The sequence below is a fragment of the Ruegeria sp. ABV4_181 genome (genome assembly GCF_056158465.1).
In genome coordinates this window covers 113,904-132,526 of record NZ_JBSWTI010000005.1, presented here as the reverse complement: position 1 = coordinate 132,526, position 18,623 = coordinate 113,904, and the positions used below count along the sequence as shown (strand labels likewise).

The window sequence follows — 18,623 nt, the reverse complement described above, 5'->3', positions numbered from 1 at the left end:
CCGATTTTCCGTTCATTCCTTGACGGCGCCCAGCGTCAGGCCACGCACCAGATGTTTCTGCAAAAAGAAGCCGATGATCAGAACCGGCAGCGTTGCCACAATCGTAATCGCGCCGATCTGCCCCCAAAGCAGACCAAAATCTTTCCAGAGCGCGCCGATTGCAGGCGGTAAAGTTTGAGCATTTCGCTGCGTCAGAATGTTGGCGAACAGCAATTCGTTCCAGCTCAGGATGAACGAAAGCGTCGTCACAGTCGCCAAACCGGATTTCGCAACCGGGATTGTCACCAGCAGCATTGTCTGCAATGCATTGCAGCCGTCGATTTCGGCAGCTTCTTCAATTTCCTTGGGCACGTCCCGGAAGAACCCAATCATCAGCCAGATCACCAGCGGCAGGTTGAAAATAGTGTGCGCCAAAGCCAGCCCCAGATGGGTGTCGATCAACCCTAATTTGGCCCAGATTGCAAAAATCGGGATCGCGGCCACCACAGGCGGCATCATGACAATAGAGAGAATCCAGAACCTGAGGTGCTTGTCACCGACAATGGTGAACCGCGCAAATCCGTAGGCGCAGGGAATACCTAGAACGAGAGAGATGGCGGTCGCCAGCGTGGCCACGATCAAGCTGTTTATGACGTTCCTGCCCCAACCCAGAGTCTCAAACCCGAAAATGAAATTCTCCATCGTGGGTTTGAAAAGGAACAAGGGAGGATCCGAGAATGCCTGAGCCTGGTTCTTGAATCCCATGAGGGTCATCCAGAAGAGCGGGAACAGGAAGAAAAATAAGACAAGAGCCATGAAGCCTAAGATCCCGATGCGTCCGAATGTCCGGGTCAATGGCTCAATCCTTCACAAATCTCAGGATCAGGCGGGTGATCACGATGGTGAAGATCAAAAGCAATACGCCCATGGCAGCGGCATAGGAGGTATTGAATTTCTGGAACGCCTCTTTGTAGATCTCGAAATTGAGGATTGACGTATAGGTGCCTGGTCCACCTCGGGTCATGGCAAAAATCGTGTCAAAACTTTTCATCGCCCAAATGAACCGAAGGACCGTTGCGACTGCGATGGTGGGCCACAAGAGAGGCAGTGTGACATGAAAGAACTTCTGCACTGACGTAGCGCCATCCATCTCAGCGGCTTCGTAAAGGGATTGCGGGATCGCCACGAGTCCGGCCAGAAGGATCAACATCACGAATGGTGTCCACTGCCAGACATCTGCGATGACGATACTCCACATGGCCCAGGGTTTTGACCCGAACCATTGAACATAGGGCAACCCCAACTCTTCCATCGCCCAATTCACCACACCAAGGTCCGGGCTGAGAATATAGCGCCACACAAAGCCTGCCCCGATCGGCACCATGATCACCGGTGCGATCAACAGCGTGCGGATCAATCCGGCTCCTCGAAAGCTGCGCACCAGGACGAGGGCAATGAGCAGACCCAACACAAGCTCGACGACGACCGCGGACACGACATAGACAACTGTTGCTCGAAAATTGTCTGCCGTTATTGGGTTTTCCAGAACCAGTCCAAAGGTCTCAAAGCCAACAAATTGAATTCCGCCAAAATCTCCGATCTGCCAATCGCTGAAGGCATAGCGCGCCAGCATGACAGTCGGAATTATTGTAATGGCCAGTAAGTACAAAAAAGCTGGTGCTATGAACGGCAAACCAGCAATTCTGGATCGGCTTGAAGAGTCAGCCATAGAGATCTCCAGCGATTAATTTGTCTGGCACGCGCACAACGGCGCGTACCAGATTTGCAAGAGCCACTGATGGGAGCGTCAGAGGCTCGCCGGATCTACCGGAACCTCAAGACCACGTGCTTCGTAGAAGCCACCGCGCACAAGCTTCTTGTAGTAGTCTACCTTGGCTTGCTTCAGGCCCTCTTCAGCATCCACATCTCCGGTCACGATTTGGTTCAATGCAAGACCAACGATGTCTTCGAAGTCCGGGTAGTACTCATCTCTGGTTCGGAAGTGCCAGTAGTCCTCGATGTACCAATCAGGCGCCTGTTCAGCTGTCTTGGCATTTTTTGCCAACGCCTTGAACCAAGGGTATTTAGTCTGAAGATCACCGTCTTCGAGAACGTCCCAACGCGTTGGGCCGCCGGTACCTTCGTTTGCAAAGACCATCTGCGTATCAAAGCTATTCAGCCACTTTAGCCATTCCCAGGCTTCTGCCTTGTTGTCGGTTTTTGCGCTAATGCACTGAGCCCATCCACCGAACGGTGTGAAACTGATCCCGTCCTGCGTTGGCACCGGCAGGTACTCAATGTTGCCTGCTCCCTGACTTTTTTCCGGATCTTCGAGGTCAGGACCCCAAGCTGACCAGGCCATCATGACAGGGACGACGCCTTGCATGAAGGAGTTGGTCTTGTCGCCCCATTCATAGGATTCCACACCAGCGGGCGCAAATTCCTTCATCGATGCATAGTAACGCGCGGCGGCAATGCCCTCTTCACTGTCAAAGTTCGGGAACATCATCGGGTCGTTGCCGAAGATCGAACCGCCAAAGCCCCAGTGATAGGCCATTTCCTCGTGAATGATTGGCGTACCACGCTTGCCCATAAATGCCACACCATGCTCGGTCGGTGAACCGGGGTTATGCGCACGGCTGAAATGCTTGATGACTTCCTTATGGTCATCCCAGTTTGTCGGATAGGCTATGCCTTCCTTTTCGAATAGGTCACGACGGTAATGCGCCAGGATGTTATATGCCGATGATGGCAGCCCGTACACTTTGTCGTTCACACCACAAATGTTGTAAATTCCTGCCTGTATCATGCCATCAGCGCCAAACTCGGCCCCGTCGTGCGCGAGCCAGTTGTCATCCGGATCATTGATCTGATGTAGCGCACCAGCCACGGCAAACCGACCGATGAATGTGATGTCGAGACCGTAGATGTCATAGAGCTTAGTCCCGGTTGTCGCGTCGAGCATCGCCTTTTGGTGAAGTGTCCCGTAGTCGGTGATTTCTACATTTACTTTTATCCCGGTCTTATCTTCGAACATCGGCGCGAGCGTGTCGCGGATAGTGAAGGAAAACGGGTTAGTAATGAGAATAATGTTCAACTCTTTACCGGCCTGCGCGCGAGCAAAGCTTGGTGCTGCCAGCACCAGACCTGCCGCGCCGGTAGATTTTAGCAGACTACGCCTGCTGAGTTTGTTCAATGACATATTGTCCTCCCTTGAGCGGCACGCGGCCATTTACTGAGTCTTGGGTCACAATAATAAATTATTTATTTTATGGCAACTCGCTTTTTTTATTAGTATACTGTCTAAGAAGTCAGGGTCTGGCTCTTGCGACACCCATCGACGGAGCAAGATGTCAAATTCTCGCGGAGGATAATTCATATGGAACAAACACTTATTAACTACGGTGACGGACCTACCGCGATTTTCGAAACACTCAAACTCCGGATACTTTCGGGCGAGCTCGAAGCGGAATCCGAGCTCAAAATCATGCCGCTGGCGGAGGAATTGGGTGTCAGCAGTGTGTCCGTTCGCGAAGCCATACGAATGTTGGCAGCAGAAGACCTGATCGAATTACGTCCGCGTCGCAGCCCAATTATCGCTGGTATCGATCAGAACGATCTCTACGAAATAAACATGATCAGACAGGCGCTAGAATGCGAAGTGCTACGCGATTCAATTCCCCGACATACCAGCGAAACACTTTCAAATTGCGAAGACATTCTGGCTGAGGACGCTAGATGCACAGAACTGTGGGCCAAAGCTGAGCTGAACAAGAGGTTCCACCTCGCGCTACTAGGTCCATCTAGGTTCCAAAGAACGATCCACTTCATTACGAAGCAATACACTGGCATGGCTCGTATCGTTCATTATCGTCTTGTGAACTATCTCGCACGAAACCCAGAGTTGGCATACGCACATTCCGAGGAGCATCGTGCGCTACTTGATGCAGTAACTGCACGTGATGTTGAATTATCGGTATCGCTTATGATCTCGCACATAAACCAGGCAACAAGCCGCGCGGAACACATGTTCAATGGAGAAACGTCAGAGAATGATTAGCGTTGACTAGTTCTGTCGCAAACTTTTGGAATGGCCAACTAGCGACTTGCCGGACCACTCACCCTGCGATCTCGGCAAGCAGGTGAAAGCCAGATGTCGCAATGCTGGGGAATTGCTGCATTCGGATCATGTTAGCAGCCTCAATGCCGTCCAGAGTAGCCGATGCGGAACTGAACGATTTGAACCCGCATATGTGCCGCACGCGACGCTTGATAAACCGATGATCCTGCTCGATCAAGTTATTCAGATACTTCGACCTACTGTCTGAATTTTTGCCGGGCAATAGAACCGATTAAGGATTTTGTGCACTTCTCGAATACCCTCCGAAAGCAGAGGGTTTGCTCCAGAGCGTGGTTACTAAAAACTTACACACTTTCTTCGGTGCTGATAAGCTGCCGTGAGCCCTCTCAAAGTCATTTCTGAGACCTCCGTGACCCTCCCACTGGCGCCCATGAAACCCAAAGCAGTCAGATAAAGTTCGCACAGCGTTGACGCACCAATCAAAGTCACCGTTTGATCCCGCCAGTACTGCCTTACTGCCATCAATTCCTGGCCGATCAGTAGCCCCGAAAGAGTGGCACGGGCTTGCCCGCTGGTTTGCTGTCCAACCAGCATATCCGCGCGAATTGCAAAAAGGCGACGTGGCACAGCGGCAGGATCATCTGCTGCCAAGAGAATCGCGGCCTTAAAGGCGCGATCGCTCCACCCATCATCAGCCATCGAGTGTGACAAGACGGATGTTCTGGAAAAGAACGCGAACTGCTCGCCGGTCATACAAGTTTCGAATTCGATTATGGCGCCATCCGTGGCCCGGACCCATTTTGTGTGAGTTCCTGGCAAGCAAACAATGCCGTGGAAATCCGGTACAAGATGAAGCAAACCGGCAATCTGAGTTTCTTCCCCGCGCATGACATTGGCTGGTGACTGCTGTTTTACCCCTGGAAGTATGCGTACCTCACGCGAAGCGTGACTGACTCTGATTGCGCCCGCCCCAAGCTCATCAAGACGCGTTGGCGCCGATAGGTATGGGGCCTCGCACCAACCTTGCGCGGCGCCCGCCATGCCACAGATAATGGCTGGAACATCCTGACCTATGCCCAGTTCATTCAAGCATTCTTCAAGTACGCGACCAAAGTCACTGGGTTCAAGATTTGACATGCCAAAAGGGCCATCGATCGAGGCGAGGGTGTTTCCGCAAGAGTCCAGCACCCATAGCCGAAAACCAGATGTTCCCCAGTCGACAGCAATCAATGAAGGGTCAGACATAGCGCGCTTCAACTGAAAATATCGTATCGGTTGATGAAGTCCCGGTCTGGTTTCACACCCAGTCCAGGCCCGTTTGGAACATCGACAAAGCCACCGGTCGATGCGACTTGGGGTTGAATATTCAGCGGGTCCTCAAGCAGTTCATCCCGGAACTTATTGTCGGTGGTATCAAATTCGAGCATCGGTTCCCACGGGAATAAACCGCCCGGCAGGGGCGGCATAGCCGCGAGAAGGTGCATGTTGGTGACTACAGCGACGGCTGACCCCCATACGTGATTCACAACCGGGGTAAAGTGCGCATGGCACAGAGCCAGAACGCGCAGGTATTCGGTGATACCTCCGAGTGCACAGACCTCCGGCTGCGCGATATCCAAACCCCGGCTTTCCAACAAGGCGCGCCAGCCCCATCGGTTGAATTCAGCCTCACCCCCGGAAATGTTGACGTTCAATCCGGTACGTAGTTCGCGATATCCATCCAGATCTTCCGGGGCGACGGGTTCTTCGAACCAGTAGGGGGCGAACTCTTCCATCGCGCGACCGACGTAAAATGCGTCATGCGTCGTGTAGCCGTGGTTCGCATCGATCATAAAGCGATAGTCATCGCCGACGCCCTTACGCACTGCTTCGATCAGGCGCACGTCGTCTTTCGGACCAAGCCCCACTTTCATCTTTGTCGCGCTGAATCCCATATCCTTGATAGCCGCGGCTTCGTCTGCGAAGCGGGCGACCAGATTGTTCACACTCTCCGGGCGGAGCATCATGCCGTAGCCGTAGACCTGAATGCGGTCGCGATGGGTGCCCCCGATGAGTTTATGCAGAGGTAAGCCTGCCACTTTTCCTGCGATATCCCATAGTGCGATGTCGACCCCGGAAAGCGACTGCAGTGGCATTCCTTTCTGGCCGTGATCGCGCATCAAATTATAGACCTTGTGCCAGATCACATCGCGATCCAGCGGGTCCATACCCAGAACCATGGGCTGGATCACCTGCTCGACGATCCCCTTGTTGGCCAGGGCGATATTGCCCGCCCCGAAACATTCACCCCAGCCCGTGATACCTTCGTCGGTTTCCACCTCAACCAGATGGGCCGAGCGTTTGTGATAATATTGCTGAGAATACCCTAGCGGCTCGGGCAGATCGTAGCTGAGAACATGGCTGGAGACACGGGTGATTTTCATGGGTTCAACCCTCCAAATCCAGTGGTATCGAGGGCGCGCGTAATCCGCTTTTGTACAAGATAATCGTGCAGAGCGAGGCTTGAGCAATCATGCCCGATCCCCGACTGACCGATCCCGCCATGCGGCAGGTCGATATCGTACTTCACCCCGTTGATTTGAATTTCGCCATAGCGCAGATGCGCGGCATAATATTCGGCCCGACCTAGATCACGCGTAAACAAATAGGCCGTTAACCCACCTTCCTCGCAATCATTGGCCCTTTCCAGCAGCCTGACTTCCTCCGCGAAGGGGATCAGGCTGACGATGGGGCCAAAGGTTTCCTGCCGGTAAACCCCCATCGTTTCGGTCACGTTGCCCAAAACGGTTGGCGCGATGTAATGACCCTTGTTCAGGTGCGGGGGTCGATCCCCACCCGCAAGCAGCGTTGCGCCATCTGCAATTGCATCGTTAATCAAACCCTTGATGCGCGCCCTTGCGCGATCGTCAATCACTGGCCCGGTTGTAATGTCGACCGTCTTGTCAAACCCCACTGTCGCCGCCTGTGCCCGGGCGACCACCTTTTCGGCAAACGCCTCACGCACGGCCTCGGCCACAAAGACACGGTTGGGTGAGACGCAAATCTGCCCGGCATTGGAGAACTTTACCCCGGTCACGATATCAGCGGCCAAGTCAAGGTCGGCATCATCAAACACGATAACCGGAGCGTTGCCGCCCAGTTCCATCGAATAGCGTTTGATCGATGTGGCACCGGTGCGCATGATATGCTGCCCGGTCCGGGTCGAGCCGATGAGGGTCACGACTTGTGGGATGGTCGAGGCGGTCAAAGTATCGGCGACGTCATACCCATCCGTACACAGAATTTGCACCACGCCTTTCGGCAAGCCGATTTTTTCGCAAAGCGATCCCACTGCGTAAGCCGAAATTGGCGTCGCCTCGGACGGGCGAATGATGATCGGGCACCCCGCCGCCATGGCCGGGCCAATTTTGAACGCCAGGTTTAGCAAAGGGAAGTTCCACGCAAGATAGGCCACTGCGACACCGGCGGGTTCATAGGTCATTCGATGTGAATGGGTTCCAGCCCGGTCGGTAAGGCCATAGTCCTGAACGCGGGCAATTTCCTCGGCATAGAAATCCAGAGAAACTACTAGCCTGTCCCAATCCTCATGGGTTTGAGCCCATGGTTTGCCCATTTCCTGATGCACGCAGTCGCGTAGGAATTCCTCGTGGGCAATCACTTCATCGCGCAGCCGTCGCATCCACACTTGCCTATCTGCGATGGATGTCGCAGCCCACCGGGGAAACGCAGATTTCGCGGCCTGTAGCGCGCGCTCGGCATCTTCGAATCCGGCCGTGGTGACCGTAACGATGTGATTTTCAGTAGCGGGATTGATGACCTCTTTGTGCCCGCTGCCATCTGTCAATGCGCCATCAATGTAGATCTGCGTTGGAAACTCCATGGCCACCTCAATCAAACAGCGTTGCGATGTTGGTTTTGATCTGGTCGCCGATATAGAGCGCCAGCGCCTGGATGGTTGAGGTCGGGTTGACCGCCCCAGCCGTCACAAAGATCGACCCATCTACGATGAACAGGTTTTTAACGTCATGGCTGCGCCCCCATCCGTTCACCACAGACGTCTCGGGGTCATGGCCCATCCGGCAGGTGCCCATCTGGTGCCAGCCCGCCCGCCACCAGACCTTGTCGCCCTTGGGCAAGATACGCTTGGCCCCGGCGGCCAGAAGAACCTCCTCGGCGCGGGCCTCGCCATGTTTCAGCATCGCCCGAGTGTTTTCGCCCAGCCGATAGGTGATCTTGGGCGCCGGGATGCCATCACTGTCGGTCAGATACGGATCGAGCGTGACGCAATTGTGTTCTTCCGGCAGGTCCTCGGTCACCACGGTCAGGCCGGCGAGATAGGGATAGACGTTATCCATGATCTCACGGTGTTCTGCGCCCCACGGGATGGGACTGTCGATCCCGTATCCGCCCAACGCATAGGTCATCGGCGTCGTCGACCGCCCCGAATGCAGCCCATAGCCGCGCTTAAAACCACGGGTGGGGTCATTTTCATAGAACTCCTGAGACAGGATCGAACAGGCCATCGGCCCCTCGTGCCCTTTCATCGGTTCTTCGAAAACGCCCGCAACCCCCGTGAGTGGATGGAACATCAGGTTCTTCCCGACCTTGCCGGACCGGTTGGCCAGGCCTTCGGGGAAGAGTTTGGAATTGGAATTCAGCAGCAGACGCGGTGTGCCGACCCCGTTGCAGGCCACGATCACCATTTCGGCCTTTTGTTCATGCACCTGCCCGTCGACCCCATGATAGAGCACTCCGGTGGCAAAACCCGTGGCCTCGTCCACTAAAATCTCACGGACACGCGCATTGGTGCGCAGCTCGACACCTGCGTTTTCCAGCATCGGCCAGTAGGTGAAATTGGTGCCGCCTTTGGCTCCTGCTGCGCAGCCCAGATCGCAGGTCCCGGCATTCACGCATTTCTGGCGACCTTCGTCATCTTCGCTGAGGATCGCAACGTCCGAGGGCCACCAATGCCAACCCTTTTCGTTGAACCCACGCGCCAGCGTTTGCCCCAGCTTGCCCATCGGAATCGGCGGGTGCGGCGGCGTATAGTCGGGATAGGCCGGGTTTCCGCCCAGACCCGAGGCCCCGATGTTGCGGTCATTCATGTCATAGAACGGCGCGAGGTCGTGATAGTCGACCGGCCAATCCGCGCCCACGCCATCCAGAGATTTTGTCCTAAAATCCGACGGACGCATACGTGGCCAGTGGCCGAGGAAGTTGATCGTGGATCCGCCAACACCGTTCCAGTTCACTGGGGTGATGCAGCTGTCATCGGCGTTGATCGGGTAATCCTGCTTTAACCCCCGCACATTCGGATCACAGGAGAATTCTCCATAACGGGCAAGTTCATAATCCTCGCGACGCGACGGGAAATCCTTATCCGACAGATGGTCACCCTGTTCCAGGCACAGGATACGCATCCGTGTTTCCAACAGAGACCAGGCGATGGCCGCGCCCGATGCCCCGGCGCCAATGATCAGAACGTCAACGGGATCGGTGCTCATGCCTGACCTCCGGTCGGATCGCGAAACACCGGGCCACGGGCGCGCACAGGCGCGGTCAGCTCGTCCAAAAGCGCGGGGCTTTCACGTTCGACCTCATACCCTGTCGGATGCACAGGATGCGCCCCGACCCCAACCTTGGCGCGGATGTCCGGGCCGCTGTAATAGCCTTTGTAGGTTTCCACCAAAAGCATCTCGAATGCCTCGGGCAGCTCAGTTTCCAGCTGGCGAACGGTATGGGGAGTAATACCGTCCGCCAGGTCGCCGGCGCGGGACAGCAAGGCGTCAAGCGCGCTGTTGAAAGCGCGATCCCGCGCAGCCGCCTCGGTGACAAATGCCGCCACGCCCAGCTCACCCGCCGCCGGGATGCCGCGGTCGCGGTTGGCCGGAATGAGGACATCGAGGATCTCGTCGAGTGGCGACTGCGGATTGGTGTTTCTATGCTCTGACATCGCCGCCTCCTATCTTCCACTTCCGTTGCCCGGGCGCGACAAGGCATCAATCGCCACGGCCAACAGCAGGATTGCACCCGACACCATCAGCTTGTCCGCCGCACTTGCCCCGGTCAGGTCCAGCCCGTTTCCAAGCGATCCGATGACCAAAGCGCCTAGGATCGCATTCCAGACCGACCCGCGCCCACCAAAAAGCGAGGTGCCGCCAATCACTGCCGCCCCGATCGCCTCAAGCAGCAGCGAGCCACCGGCAAAGGCCGTATAAGATACTGACCCGTAGCGGGATGCTCCGAATATTCCGCCGATGGCAGCCATGAGCCCGACCAGCGCGAAAGCGGACACCCGAATGCGTTTGACCTTCATCCCCACGCGCCGCGCGCTTTCGGCATTGCCGCCAACAGCAAACAGGGATCGACCATAGGGCGTGCTGGTTGTGATCCAGCCCAACAGTGCGGTGATCGCGACAAGCAGCACCAACAACAAAGGCAGGGACCGGTAAGCGTTCAGCGTCAACACCACGGCCACGACGATAACGGCAAAGGCGATTACCTGACCCCAAAGGGCCAACGCGCTGTCCTGTTCCAGACCAAGCGCCTTGCGCCGGCTCTGCTTACGCAGGTTGGCGTATGCAAACAGGCCGACAACAGCCAGTCCCAACACCATCCCCCACAGGTCCGGGATCAGAACCCGGGCTATTCCGCGCACAAACGGGTCACCGACGTTCAGGTTTCCCGTCGGCAGGATCTTCTGCATCAGGCCTTGGTACCCCAAAAGCCCGGCCAGCGTGACGACAAATGAGGGGATGCCGACATAAGCAACCAGCAGGCCTTGTGCGGCGCCCATGATGATGCCCACGAAAATCACGATGATACAGGCCAGCCAGCCAGGCACACCGCTCAGCACCAGCACACCCAGAAGGGCGGCGCATACGCCTGCGGTCGCGGCTGCGGACAGGTCAATGTCGCCCAGCAGCAATACGATTGTTATCCCAACCGCCAACGTCGCAATCACCGCAGATTGCATAAACAGGTTGTAGATGTTGCGCGGGCTTAGAAAGATCGCGCGAAAGCTGTCTGCTTCGCCGCTCATCAAGTCAAACAGAGGTAATACAAGCCCGAAATATCCCCAGATTGCAGCCAGTGCCAGGAGGACGGGAACAAAAGCCCCGAATTGCGTTTCACGCAGAGCGCTGAACCGGTCGAGAAACGTCATCTTAGCCTCAGGCTGCATTACCGCTCTCCGTGTCCAGGCCGCGGGTCATTGCAACAACGATTTCGTCCGGGTTTGTGTCTGTGGTTTCATAGGTCGCGACATTGGTGCCGTGGCGCAGGACCGTGATCCGGTCGGATACTTCAAAAATGTCGCGCATGTTATGCGAGATATAGACGACCGCATGGTTCGTTTCGCGCAGGCGTTTGACAACCTCCAGCACCTGACGGGTCTGTGCGACACCCAGTGCCGCAGTGGGTTCATCCAGCATAACAACCGAGCTTTCAGTTCCGACGGCGCGGGCAATCGCGATGGCTTGACGTTGACCGCCTGAAAGGCCGCCCACCTTGGCGCGAACCGATTGCAGGGTGCGGACCTCTAGCCGGTCGATGGCCTTCTTGGCCTTCACTTCCATTTCCAGGTCGTCCAGCGGGCGCAGGAGACGCGGCAGAAAACTCCAGCCTGGCTTAATGGGTTCTGCCCCCAAAGACAGATTAGCTGCAACGTCCAGGTTTTCGCACAAAGCGAGGTCCTGATAGACGATCTGAATGCCCAGCTCGGTTGCATCGTTGGGTGAGGTCACTTCGACCGGCTTACCGTCCAGCATAAACGCGCCGTCATCCGCGAGATGTGCACCAGCGAGTACTTTCATCAGTGTGGATTTGCCTGCGCCGTTGTCGCCGACAAGAGCCATCACCTCGCCGCGCGCGACCTCAAAATCAACGCCGCGCAGGGCATGCACGCCACCAAACCGTTTCTGGATTCCACGCACAGCGAGGTGCGCTGGAGGGGCAGCTTGCCCCTCCATTTTGTTTTCAGACGTCATAGCCGGACCTTGTTACTTGCAGAAATCGGTTGCGGCGGCTTCGCCCTGGCAGACCATGTCCTTGGTGATCGAGGCATCGTTTTCGATCACATAGGCAACACCTTCGGCACCGATGGCCGAGTAAGACCCAACCGGCACATAAGCCACTTCTGCTCCGACACCGTTGGTGACGGATTGTGGTGCGAGATCCGAGAAGTCTTCGCCATTGACCAAGCGCACTGTGACCTGAGCAGCCGCTGCGGCCATATCTTCAAGCGGACGCCATCCACATTGGGTCTGCTTGCCCAGCAGCATCAATTGTTGCGCCTGCACCGTGCAGTCCAAACCGGATACCGGGACGGTTCCGGCCATCCCCTGTTCTTCCATCGCTGCGATGGCGGCACCAGCGTTCCCGTCGTTAGAAGACACGACACCCTGAACGTTGTTATCCAGCTGTGTCAGCGCCTGATCCATCGAACGACGCGCGATGGCGGGATCCCAGCCCTGCGTCCAGTTTTCATAGCCCATGACCCGTGCGCCGCTTTCAAACAGCGGCGTCAACGCACGCAGCTGACCATTGTGGATGACGGCCGCATTCGGATCGGTCGGCGAGCCCTTGAGCATTACAAGTGTATCGCCATCCTTGGTGTTCTCGATCACGTGGGTCGCCTGATCGAACCCCATGCCTTCCAGATCGGCCTGCACCCAGAACGTGGTGTTGGACGAGTTGATCATCCGGTCATATGCGATTGTTGGAATGCCTTCTTCTGCCGCCGTATCTGCAATGATGGCCGAGCTTTCCCCATCGATGGGAATGACAACAAGAACCTTTGCCCCTTGTGTCAGCGCCTGTTCCGCCTGTCTCTGCTGCGTGGCTGTATCGTTATTGGCATTGAACACCTCAACTTTCACGTCGGGCGCAAGCTCACCCATGGTGCGCACAAATGCCGCTGCATCCTGCTGTTCCCAGCGCGGATTCACGTTTTCTGGCAGCAACAGTGCAACCATGTCTTCCGCCGATGCCGTTCCGGCTGCCAGCAACGCAGACGTCGCAACAGATCCGGCCAGCAGGCCTTTCGAAAGCTTTGAAAACATCATATCCTCCTCGTCGATGTTTCGGGCGCATTGCGCCGGATTATCTGGTGGAGTTCTCCCGAGTTATCGGGCCAACCTGACGACGCGAGGCTGGGTAGAAGCATGTCTCGTGTCGTCACCACTAGCCCGGCCACCTTCCCGGACAGTGGACATCTCATCCCTTTTGTTCTTTTGCACCACGTTTTGCGCTGAAATCCGGCAGAGCCCCCGAAAGGCGTTCACAAGTATCGGCTAGATGCTCTCGCATTGCAGATGAGGCCGCCTCACTGTCGTGAGCTTCGATTGCCTTCAAAACTTGCCGGTGCAATGGCAATGAGCTTTTGTTTTCGCGGGGATCACTGTTTGTCACTTTGATTGAGCTCAGCAGCGCCGAAAAGATCACGCCCTCCAAAGCAATAAGCACTTCATTATTCGCGGCGCGCAGGACAGAGCGGTGAAACAGTGCATCGGCAACCACAAAATCCTGGATCGAGGTCGCCTGCTCCATGTCGTGCTGTGCTTTGCGTATGTCTTCGATCTGTTCTGGCGTTGCCGTTTCAGCCGCCCAACCCGCAGCATTGGGCTCCACCATTTGCCTGACATCCATCAATTGGCGCAGAAACTCGGGCTTTGGCTCGATGCCCTGATGCCAAGCCAGCACATCATCATCCAGAAGGTTCCAGCTTGCGCGCCGCCGCACCCGTGTTCCACTGCCGCGGCGCACTTCAAGCAGCCCCTTGCCAACCAGCAGCTTGATTGCCTCGCGCACAACGGATTTGCTGACTCCGAAACGGGTACACAGCTTGTTTTCGTCATCGATCAAACTGCCTTCCGGGAAATGCCCGGCTACGATACGCCGCCCAACCTCGCGGCATACCTGCGTTGCAAGACCGGGCGCCACGCCCGCGGAATCTTTCAGATCGTAGTACAGAAGTTCACTCATGAGGCGATACTAAACATCTGATGTTTAGTTTGTCCAGATGTTTTAACGCCGAGGCTAACTTAACGAGGTGAAATGCTTCGATCTCCCGGGCTCGGTTGCAATTTTCGCGTCGACTGGCTCCCCTGCCTGCGTGATTTCTGTTATATAGCTAACCCTCCAACTGATTTACGCGCATAATTGGGGCTTTTTGATCGTTACTTTCACGTTACCCTAGATTCACTATCACACTTGATAAGTATCCCTTATCATGTATAATTGATTTCTCCGGTAATCCGGCACAATATAATGCTCATGAAACCTCCTGCGCCCTATCTTCCTGTCCCCTCACCTGCCCTTTCCGCTAAAGACCAGGCGGCGCTGACCGATCTCTATGTCCGCGGTACGCCCGCCAATACGCTCAGGGCCTATCAGCGCGATCTGCTCTATGTGACGGCGTGGAAAGCGGCGCGGTTCGACGCCGCTCTGGACTGGCCTGAGGCCGAGGCCACCGTGCTAGCCTTCATCCTGGATCACGCCCGCAATCTCGGAGACGCCCCGCCCGAAGACAGCGCCCGTCAGACCGCTGACGCACTCATCGCGCAGGGGCTCCGCAAGTCGCTGGCCTGCCCTGCCCCTTCCACTCTGGACCGGCGCATCGCCTCCTGGCTCGCCTTCCACCGCATGAAGAACCTCGCCAGCCCGTTTGGTACACCGCAAGTCGAACAGGCTCGGTCGAAAGCCCGCCGCGCCGCCGCCCGCCCCCCTGCCCCGAAATCGCAACACCCGATCACCCGCGATGTGCTGGAGCAGCTGCTGGCCACCTGCCGCGGATCGCGCCGGGATTGCCGCGACCGGGCAATCCTGATGCTGGGCTGGGCCAGCGGTGGGCGAAGACGCTCCGAGATCACCGCGTTGATGCGCGAGGATGTCTCGCTGAAGGAGTTCGACACATCCGGCGTCGCCTGGCTGTCGATGCTGGAGACCAAGACCACAGGCAAGGGCGAGACCCCGCGGCTGGTGCTGAAGGGCCGCGCAGCTCAAGCGCTGGTGCATTGGATCGAGGTTGGGCAGATCAAGGATGGGCCGCTATTCCGTCCCGTCTCCAAAGCCGATCGCGTTCTTAGGCGACGCCTCAGCCCGGATGCGGTGTATCAGATCGTCAAACACCGACTGAGGCTGGCCGGATTGCCGGAGGATTTTGCCTCCCCCCACGGGCTGCGCTCGGGTTTTCTAACCCAGGCCGCGCTGGATGGTGCGCCAATCCAGGCCGCCATGCGCCTGTCGCTGCACCGATCCATGGCTCAGGCGCAGAAATATTACGACGATGTGGACATCGCGGATAACCCGGCGACTGATCTACTGGGGTGAGTAGTTACTGACTGTTTGATAATCCCCGCTTGAGGGAAACTCCGGCTGCTGTGCCTATGTCTTGTTTCCTGTCGCATCTGTTAACGTGGCCAGCGCGGAAACATGTCGCGGCAGATCACAACGGGAATGCAGGATATCAACAATGATCACCACGTCCGGCTGATCTAGGTAGACTAGAAAATGCTCTCCTGCGCGCACATATCTGAGATCCGCCGCCTCCTCAACCAATATAGAACAACTGCGGCTGGCCACCCTGCCCTCTGTGATGGCCTGGCAGCGCGCTATCAGCTCATGTTCATAAAGATCGGCTTGATGCGGCCCAAATTTTTCGATGGTCCATCGCGCAATTTCCACCAGGCTGGCTTCAGCGCGGCGTGTCAGTCGAAAGGGTCTGGTCACGCCTTGGCTCGTGCCCTTGCAAAGGCACGACGGATCGCATCCGAACCGCTGCCTTCTGCCAAATCTCCGGCCTGAGCCTGCGCCACACCTTCCTGCAGGCCTTGTTTGAGAGACTCCAGCCCCGCTTCTTCCCGCTCCAAAAGCCGAAGGCCGGCGCGCAACGCTTCACTGGCGTTCTGATAGCGACCGGATGCAATCAGATCCTGCACCAGCTGATCCTGCAATTCTGTAAGTACAACATTGCGGGTTACCATGGCATAAGCCTCCTGATTAGCAATATATGCCAACGAGGGAACCTGTTCAACGATTGAGGGCCCTATCAATCTGAAAGAGTGCGCAAGGCATGGTTTAGATCGATACGGACGATTGTACGGTCAATGGCGGATAAAGGACTTTCCGACAACCGAGGCTCATAAACCTATGTTGGCAACAGAAATTCGTACCGGATGGATCGAAGAGATAGAACCAGCACAGGTGTTTGAAGCGGCACCTTGGTCACCAGTTTCAAAAAAATTGCCAATTGGCAATTTTTCAACCTGGTCAACTTTGGCCGGAAATTGCCAATTGGCAATTTCCAGAGTCATCCGCGAAAATCAGTCGTTTTTCAAAGCAAAATGACTCAGCATGAAGGCAGAAAAAGCCTCATGCAGATCGTCATGGCTAGCGTCCGCCGGAAACTCAAGCACGATCTTTTTTCCTTTTTTCTTACAGGTCAGCCCAGGCTTTTCGGGAGACGATCGGAAAACCACCGGGCCCTCTTTCTTCGGAACCGGGGGCTTCAATGCTGCCTTGAACACATTCATGACCTGCACGCCATCGCGGCTGACCCCATCCGCTGCCATCTGCTTTGCTGTTTCCAACAACTTCTCGCGGTCTTCGGGCCGACCCAGAAAAGGTTTTAGGGTACGGGCGTGCAATTCCTTGATCTCTCGGATTGATGGGAATGCTGCAACGATTTCGTCTGGTAGTTTTGCCAATTGCAGATAACGTGAGAGCCAGGTTTCACTGACCTCCAGTCTTGCTGCCATCGCTTTTTGCTTGCCGCCATAATATCGAGTCACAGCGTCCGAATAGTCTCTGGCACGTTCATAGTCAGAGATATCCTCCCGATCCCGGTTTTCTATATCACCAAGCCGGAAAGCTTCTTCATCCGTCAGTTCTCTTACATCTACCAGATATCGAAACTGGGGATAGTTATTGGCACGTAGCCATTTGATCGCGAAATGCCGCCGAGCACCGCAGATTACCTCGTACGGCTGATCCGGATCGCCTGTCTTGCGTACGATAGCTGGAAACTCTTGTCGGCCCTGGCTACGGATACCGTCGATTAAATCCCGGCAATTATCCTCGGTCAGCAACTCATAGGCGCGGTTATGTCGTTTCCACATACGGCATTCTTCGGGATCGACCCATCTCAGAGACTTCTCCTCGACATCTCCCGACATCCGTTCGGCCACCCTGTTTGAACGGTTTAGAAATCGAGCACCGGCGCGTTCTGCTTTGGGAGCAGGACCGCTATCGAGGCCGTTTAGCACGTCATCAAAAATTGCGTCATGTTTTTTGCTCATAGCACGCCCTCCTTGCGCAGCGCTGCATGGTGGCTGGGCCAAGTCTTGCGCATTAAGATTTCAACCTCGCGTCCCACCGCGTCAAGATATGCCCGGCAGCGTTTGTGAGTTTCCGTGCGCGCCGCAGGTCCCGTGATCTCGTACACCGTGCCTAAGTTCGCCGTAGCGTTATCAATCTCGGCGCTGTCCTTTAGAACACTTGCCAACATGTCCTGTGGAAACACCGCATCCATCATTCGTTTGATCGCTGCATGGGCAGACTTATTGTCATTCATCTTGGTGGCGAGAATTTTGACGAAAGCATAGTCACGAGCTCCGCCATGTTGAGCCAACTCGCTCAACGTGGCGCCCATCATCTTAAGAAAATGGGCTGTAGATCCGAAGTCGATGTTGTTCGGCGGGGCAGGGATCACCATCGCATTCGCTGCCCGAAGCACTGAAAGCGAAATCATCCCCAGCGCTGGTGGCGGGTCCAGAAGAATAACGTCAAATTGATCGGCAATGGTGTTGATGCCATCGCGCAATCGATCCAGCACGAAAACCTGATCCCTGGCCATCCGCGCTGCAAACTCATACTCAGCGTCGTAGAGGCCAAGGTTTGCAGGGATCAGCGCGATACCAGGCCAATAAGTAGCGCGCAGTGCATAGTGAAGTGTCTGCGGGCCGCCATGCTGAAAGAATGGGTAAAGCGTATCTTCGGTCTCATCCACGTCAATGTCAGGGTTAAGGCCAAAGATCGAAGTCGTTGAAGCCTGGCTGTCACAATCGATAACGCAAACTCTGTAGCCTTTGAGGGCAAGGAATTGGGCAAGATGGGTTGTTACTGTCGACTTTCCAACGCCGCCTTTGAATGACTGAACTGATAAAACCAGTGTCGGGTCATCTGTCGCGCGATAGGGTAGGGTACCGAATACTTCCCGCATACGATTTATGTCAGATAGGGAGTACCCAGTTCTTCTCCCTGTCACGGGGTCTTTTTCTGGTTCGGGCAAGCGGCCGTCCGCTTCAGCATCCCGGATCAATTTTTCCGATCGGCCTACCATTTCGGCGGCCGAGCGAACATTGAAATTCAAGTTTAGCGTCTTTTCAGTGTCAGGGGAGAATACTCGGTCACGCAGTCGCTCCATCACGGTACTGGCACGATCAGATAGCTGCTCAATCTCATCCAACCCAACAGCGGGCAAAGGGGAGGTGGTCATGGTTTTTGTCCTGTAGAAATCTGCCTTCTCTGAATCATGCCCGGATTGGTGAATCGGCTCAAGTGC

General features: G+C 55.9%; 19 protein-coding genes and 1 pseudogene. 2 read left to right on the top strand and 18 right to left on the bottom strand.

Going from position 1 to position 18,623, the window contains the following annotated elements:
• Positions 1 to 12: 12 nt before the first annotated feature.
• The 3 genes from ACXAC3_RS19540 to ACXAC3_RS19530 form a co-directional block, all read right to left on the bottom strand.
• Positions 13 to 744, bottom strand: coding sequence for a carbohydrate ABC transporter permease (locus tag ACXAC3_RS19540; protein ID WP_475163939.1), 732 nt, complete (start codon positions 742 to 744; stop codon positions 13 to 15).
• A gap of 94 nt (positions 745 to 838) precedes the next feature.
• Positions 839 to 1,708, bottom strand: coding sequence for a carbohydrate ABC transporter permease (locus ACXAC3_RS19535; protein ID WP_475163937.1), 870 nt, complete (start codon positions 1,706 to 1,708; stop codon positions 839 to 841).
• Positions 1,709 to 1,786: 78 nt separating this feature from the next.
• Complete coding sequence (locus ACXAC3_RS19530; RefSeq protein ID WP_475163936.1) at positions 1,787 to 3,181, bottom strand: substrate-binding domain-containing protein; 1,395 nt, start codon at positions 3,179 to 3,181, stop codon at positions 1,787 to 1,789.
• Between the two features lie 177 nt (positions 3,182 to 3,358).
• On the opposite strand from ACXAC3_RS19530, the gene ACXAC3_RS19525 reads away from it, so the two are divergent.
• On the top strand, positions 3,359 to 4,039 hold the full coding sequence (locus ACXAC3_RS19525) for a GntR family transcriptional regulator (RefSeq protein WP_475163935.1): 681 nt from the start codon (positions 3,359 to 3,361) through the stop codon (positions 4,037 to 4,039).
• A 58-nt stretch (positions 4,040 to 4,097) separates the two neighbouring features.
• On the opposite strand, the pseudogene ACXAC3_RS19520 reads toward ACXAC3_RS19525, so the two are convergent.
• From ACXAC3_RS19520 to ACXAC3_RS19475, 10 genes and pseudogenes are all read right to left on the bottom strand, one after another.
• Positions 4,098 to 4,298: pseudogene (locus ACXAC3_RS19520) on the bottom strand (DDE-type integrase/transposase/recombinase); the annotation flags it as partial.
• Between the two features lie 98 nt (positions 4,299 to 4,396).
• Complete coding sequence (locus ACXAC3_RS19515) at positions 4,397 to 5,305, bottom strand: 2-dehydro-3-deoxygalactonokinase (RefSeq protein WP_475163933.1); 909 nt, start codon at positions 5,303 to 5,305, stop codon at positions 4,397 to 4,399.
• Between the two features lie 8 nt (positions 5,306 to 5,313).
• Positions 5,314 to 6,483 (bottom strand): mandelate racemase/muconate lactonizing enzyme family protein, encoded by a 1,170-nt coding sequence (locus tag ACXAC3_RS19510; RefSeq protein ID WP_475163931.1) that lies wholly within the window; start codon positions 6,481 to 6,483, stop codon positions 5,314 to 5,316.
• On the bottom strand, positions 6,480 to 7,940 hold the full coding sequence (locus tag ACXAC3_RS19505) for an aldehyde dehydrogenase family protein (protein ID WP_475163930.1): 1,461 nt from the start codon (positions 7,938 to 7,940) through the stop codon (positions 6,480 to 6,482). The genes ACXAC3_RS19510 and ACXAC3_RS19505 overlap by 4 nt, the downstream gene beginning before the upstream one ends.
• Before the next feature lie 7 nt (positions 7,941 to 7,947).
• Entirely contained in the window at positions 7,948 to 9,564 is a 1,617-nt protein-coding gene (locus tag ACXAC3_RS19500; protein WP_475163927.1) for a GMC family oxidoreductase, read from the bottom strand.
• Entirely contained in the window at positions 9,561 to 10,013 is a 453-nt protein-coding gene (locus ACXAC3_RS19495) for a hypothetical protein (RefSeq protein WP_475163926.1), read from the bottom strand. Before ACXAC3_RS19495 ends, ACXAC3_RS19500 begins: the two co-directional genes overlap by 4 nt.
• 9 nt (positions 10,014 to 10,022) lie before the next feature.
• A complete protein-coding gene (locus ACXAC3_RS19490; RefSeq protein ID WP_475163925.1) occupies positions 10,023 to 11,243 on the bottom strand; it encodes a sugar ABC transporter permease in 1,221 nt (406 codons plus the stop codon).
• A complete protein-coding gene (locus ACXAC3_RS19485) occupies positions 11,233 to 12,048 on the bottom strand; it encodes an ATP-binding cassette domain-containing protein (RefSeq protein ID WP_475163923.1) in 816 nt (271 codons plus the stop codon). The genes ACXAC3_RS19490 and ACXAC3_RS19485 overlap by 11 nt, the downstream gene beginning before the upstream one ends.
• Positions 12,049 to 12,060: 12 nt before the next feature.
• Entirely contained in the window at positions 12,061 to 13,122 is a 1,062-nt protein-coding gene (locus tag ACXAC3_RS19480) for an ABC transporter substrate-binding protein (RefSeq protein ID WP_475163921.1), read from the bottom strand.
• Positions 13,123 to 13,276: 154 nt separating this feature from the next.
• Positions 13,277 to 14,044 (bottom strand): FadR/GntR family transcriptional regulator, encoded by a 768-nt coding sequence (locus ACXAC3_RS19475; protein WP_170782093.1) that lies wholly within the window; start codon positions 14,042 to 14,044, stop codon positions 13,277 to 13,279.
• A 285-nt stretch (positions 14,045 to 14,329) separates the two neighbouring features.
• Here ACXAC3_RS19475 and ACXAC3_RS19470 point away from each other — a divergent pair, with 285 nt between their 5' ends.
• Positions 14,330 to 15,391 carry a tyrosine-type recombinase/integrase gene (locus ACXAC3_RS19470; RefSeq protein ID WP_475163920.1) on the top strand — a complete coding sequence of 354 codons (1,062 nt, stop codon included), beginning with the start codon at positions 14,330 to 14,332 and terminating at the stop codon, positions 15,389 to 15,391.
• Positions 15,392 to 15,445: 54 nt separating this feature from the next.
• On the opposite strand, the gene ACXAC3_RS19465 is transcribed toward ACXAC3_RS19470, so the two are convergent.
• The 5 genes from ACXAC3_RS19465 to ACXAC3_RS19445 form a co-directional block, all read right to left on the bottom strand.
• A complete protein-coding gene (locus ACXAC3_RS19465) occupies positions 15,446 to 15,790 on the bottom strand; it encodes a type II toxin-antitoxin system RelE/ParE family toxin (protein ID WP_475163919.1) in 345 nt (114 codons plus the stop codon).
• Positions 15,787 to 16,044: a type II toxin-antitoxin system ParD family antitoxin gene (locus tag ACXAC3_RS19460; RefSeq protein WP_475163918.1), complete on the bottom strand. Its 258-nt coding sequence runs from the start codon at positions 16,042 to 16,044 to the stop codon at positions 15,787 to 15,789. Before ACXAC3_RS19460 ends, ACXAC3_RS19465 begins: the two co-directional genes overlap by 4 nt.
• Positions 16,045 to 16,200: 156 nt before the next feature.
• Positions 16,201 to 16,374 carry a hypothetical protein gene (locus ACXAC3_RS19455; protein WP_475163917.1) on the bottom strand — a complete coding sequence of 58 codons (174 nt, stop codon included), beginning with the start codon at positions 16,372 to 16,374 and terminating at the stop codon, positions 16,201 to 16,203.
• A 9-nt stretch (positions 16,375 to 16,383) separates the two neighbouring features.
• Positions 16,384 to 17,358 carry a ParB/RepB/Spo0J family partition protein gene (locus tag ACXAC3_RS19450; protein WP_475163914.1) on the bottom strand — a complete coding sequence of 325 codons (975 nt, stop codon included), beginning with the start codon at positions 17,356 to 17,358 and terminating at the stop codon, positions 16,384 to 16,386.
• Positions 17,355 to 18,557, bottom strand: a complete 1,203-nt coding sequence (locus ACXAC3_RS19445; protein ID WP_475163913.1) for an AAA family ATPase — start codon at positions 18,555 to 18,557, stop codon at positions 17,355 to 17,357. The genes ACXAC3_RS19450 and ACXAC3_RS19445 overlap by 4 nt, the downstream gene beginning before the upstream one ends.
• Positions 18,558 to 18,623: the final 66 nt, after the last annotated feature.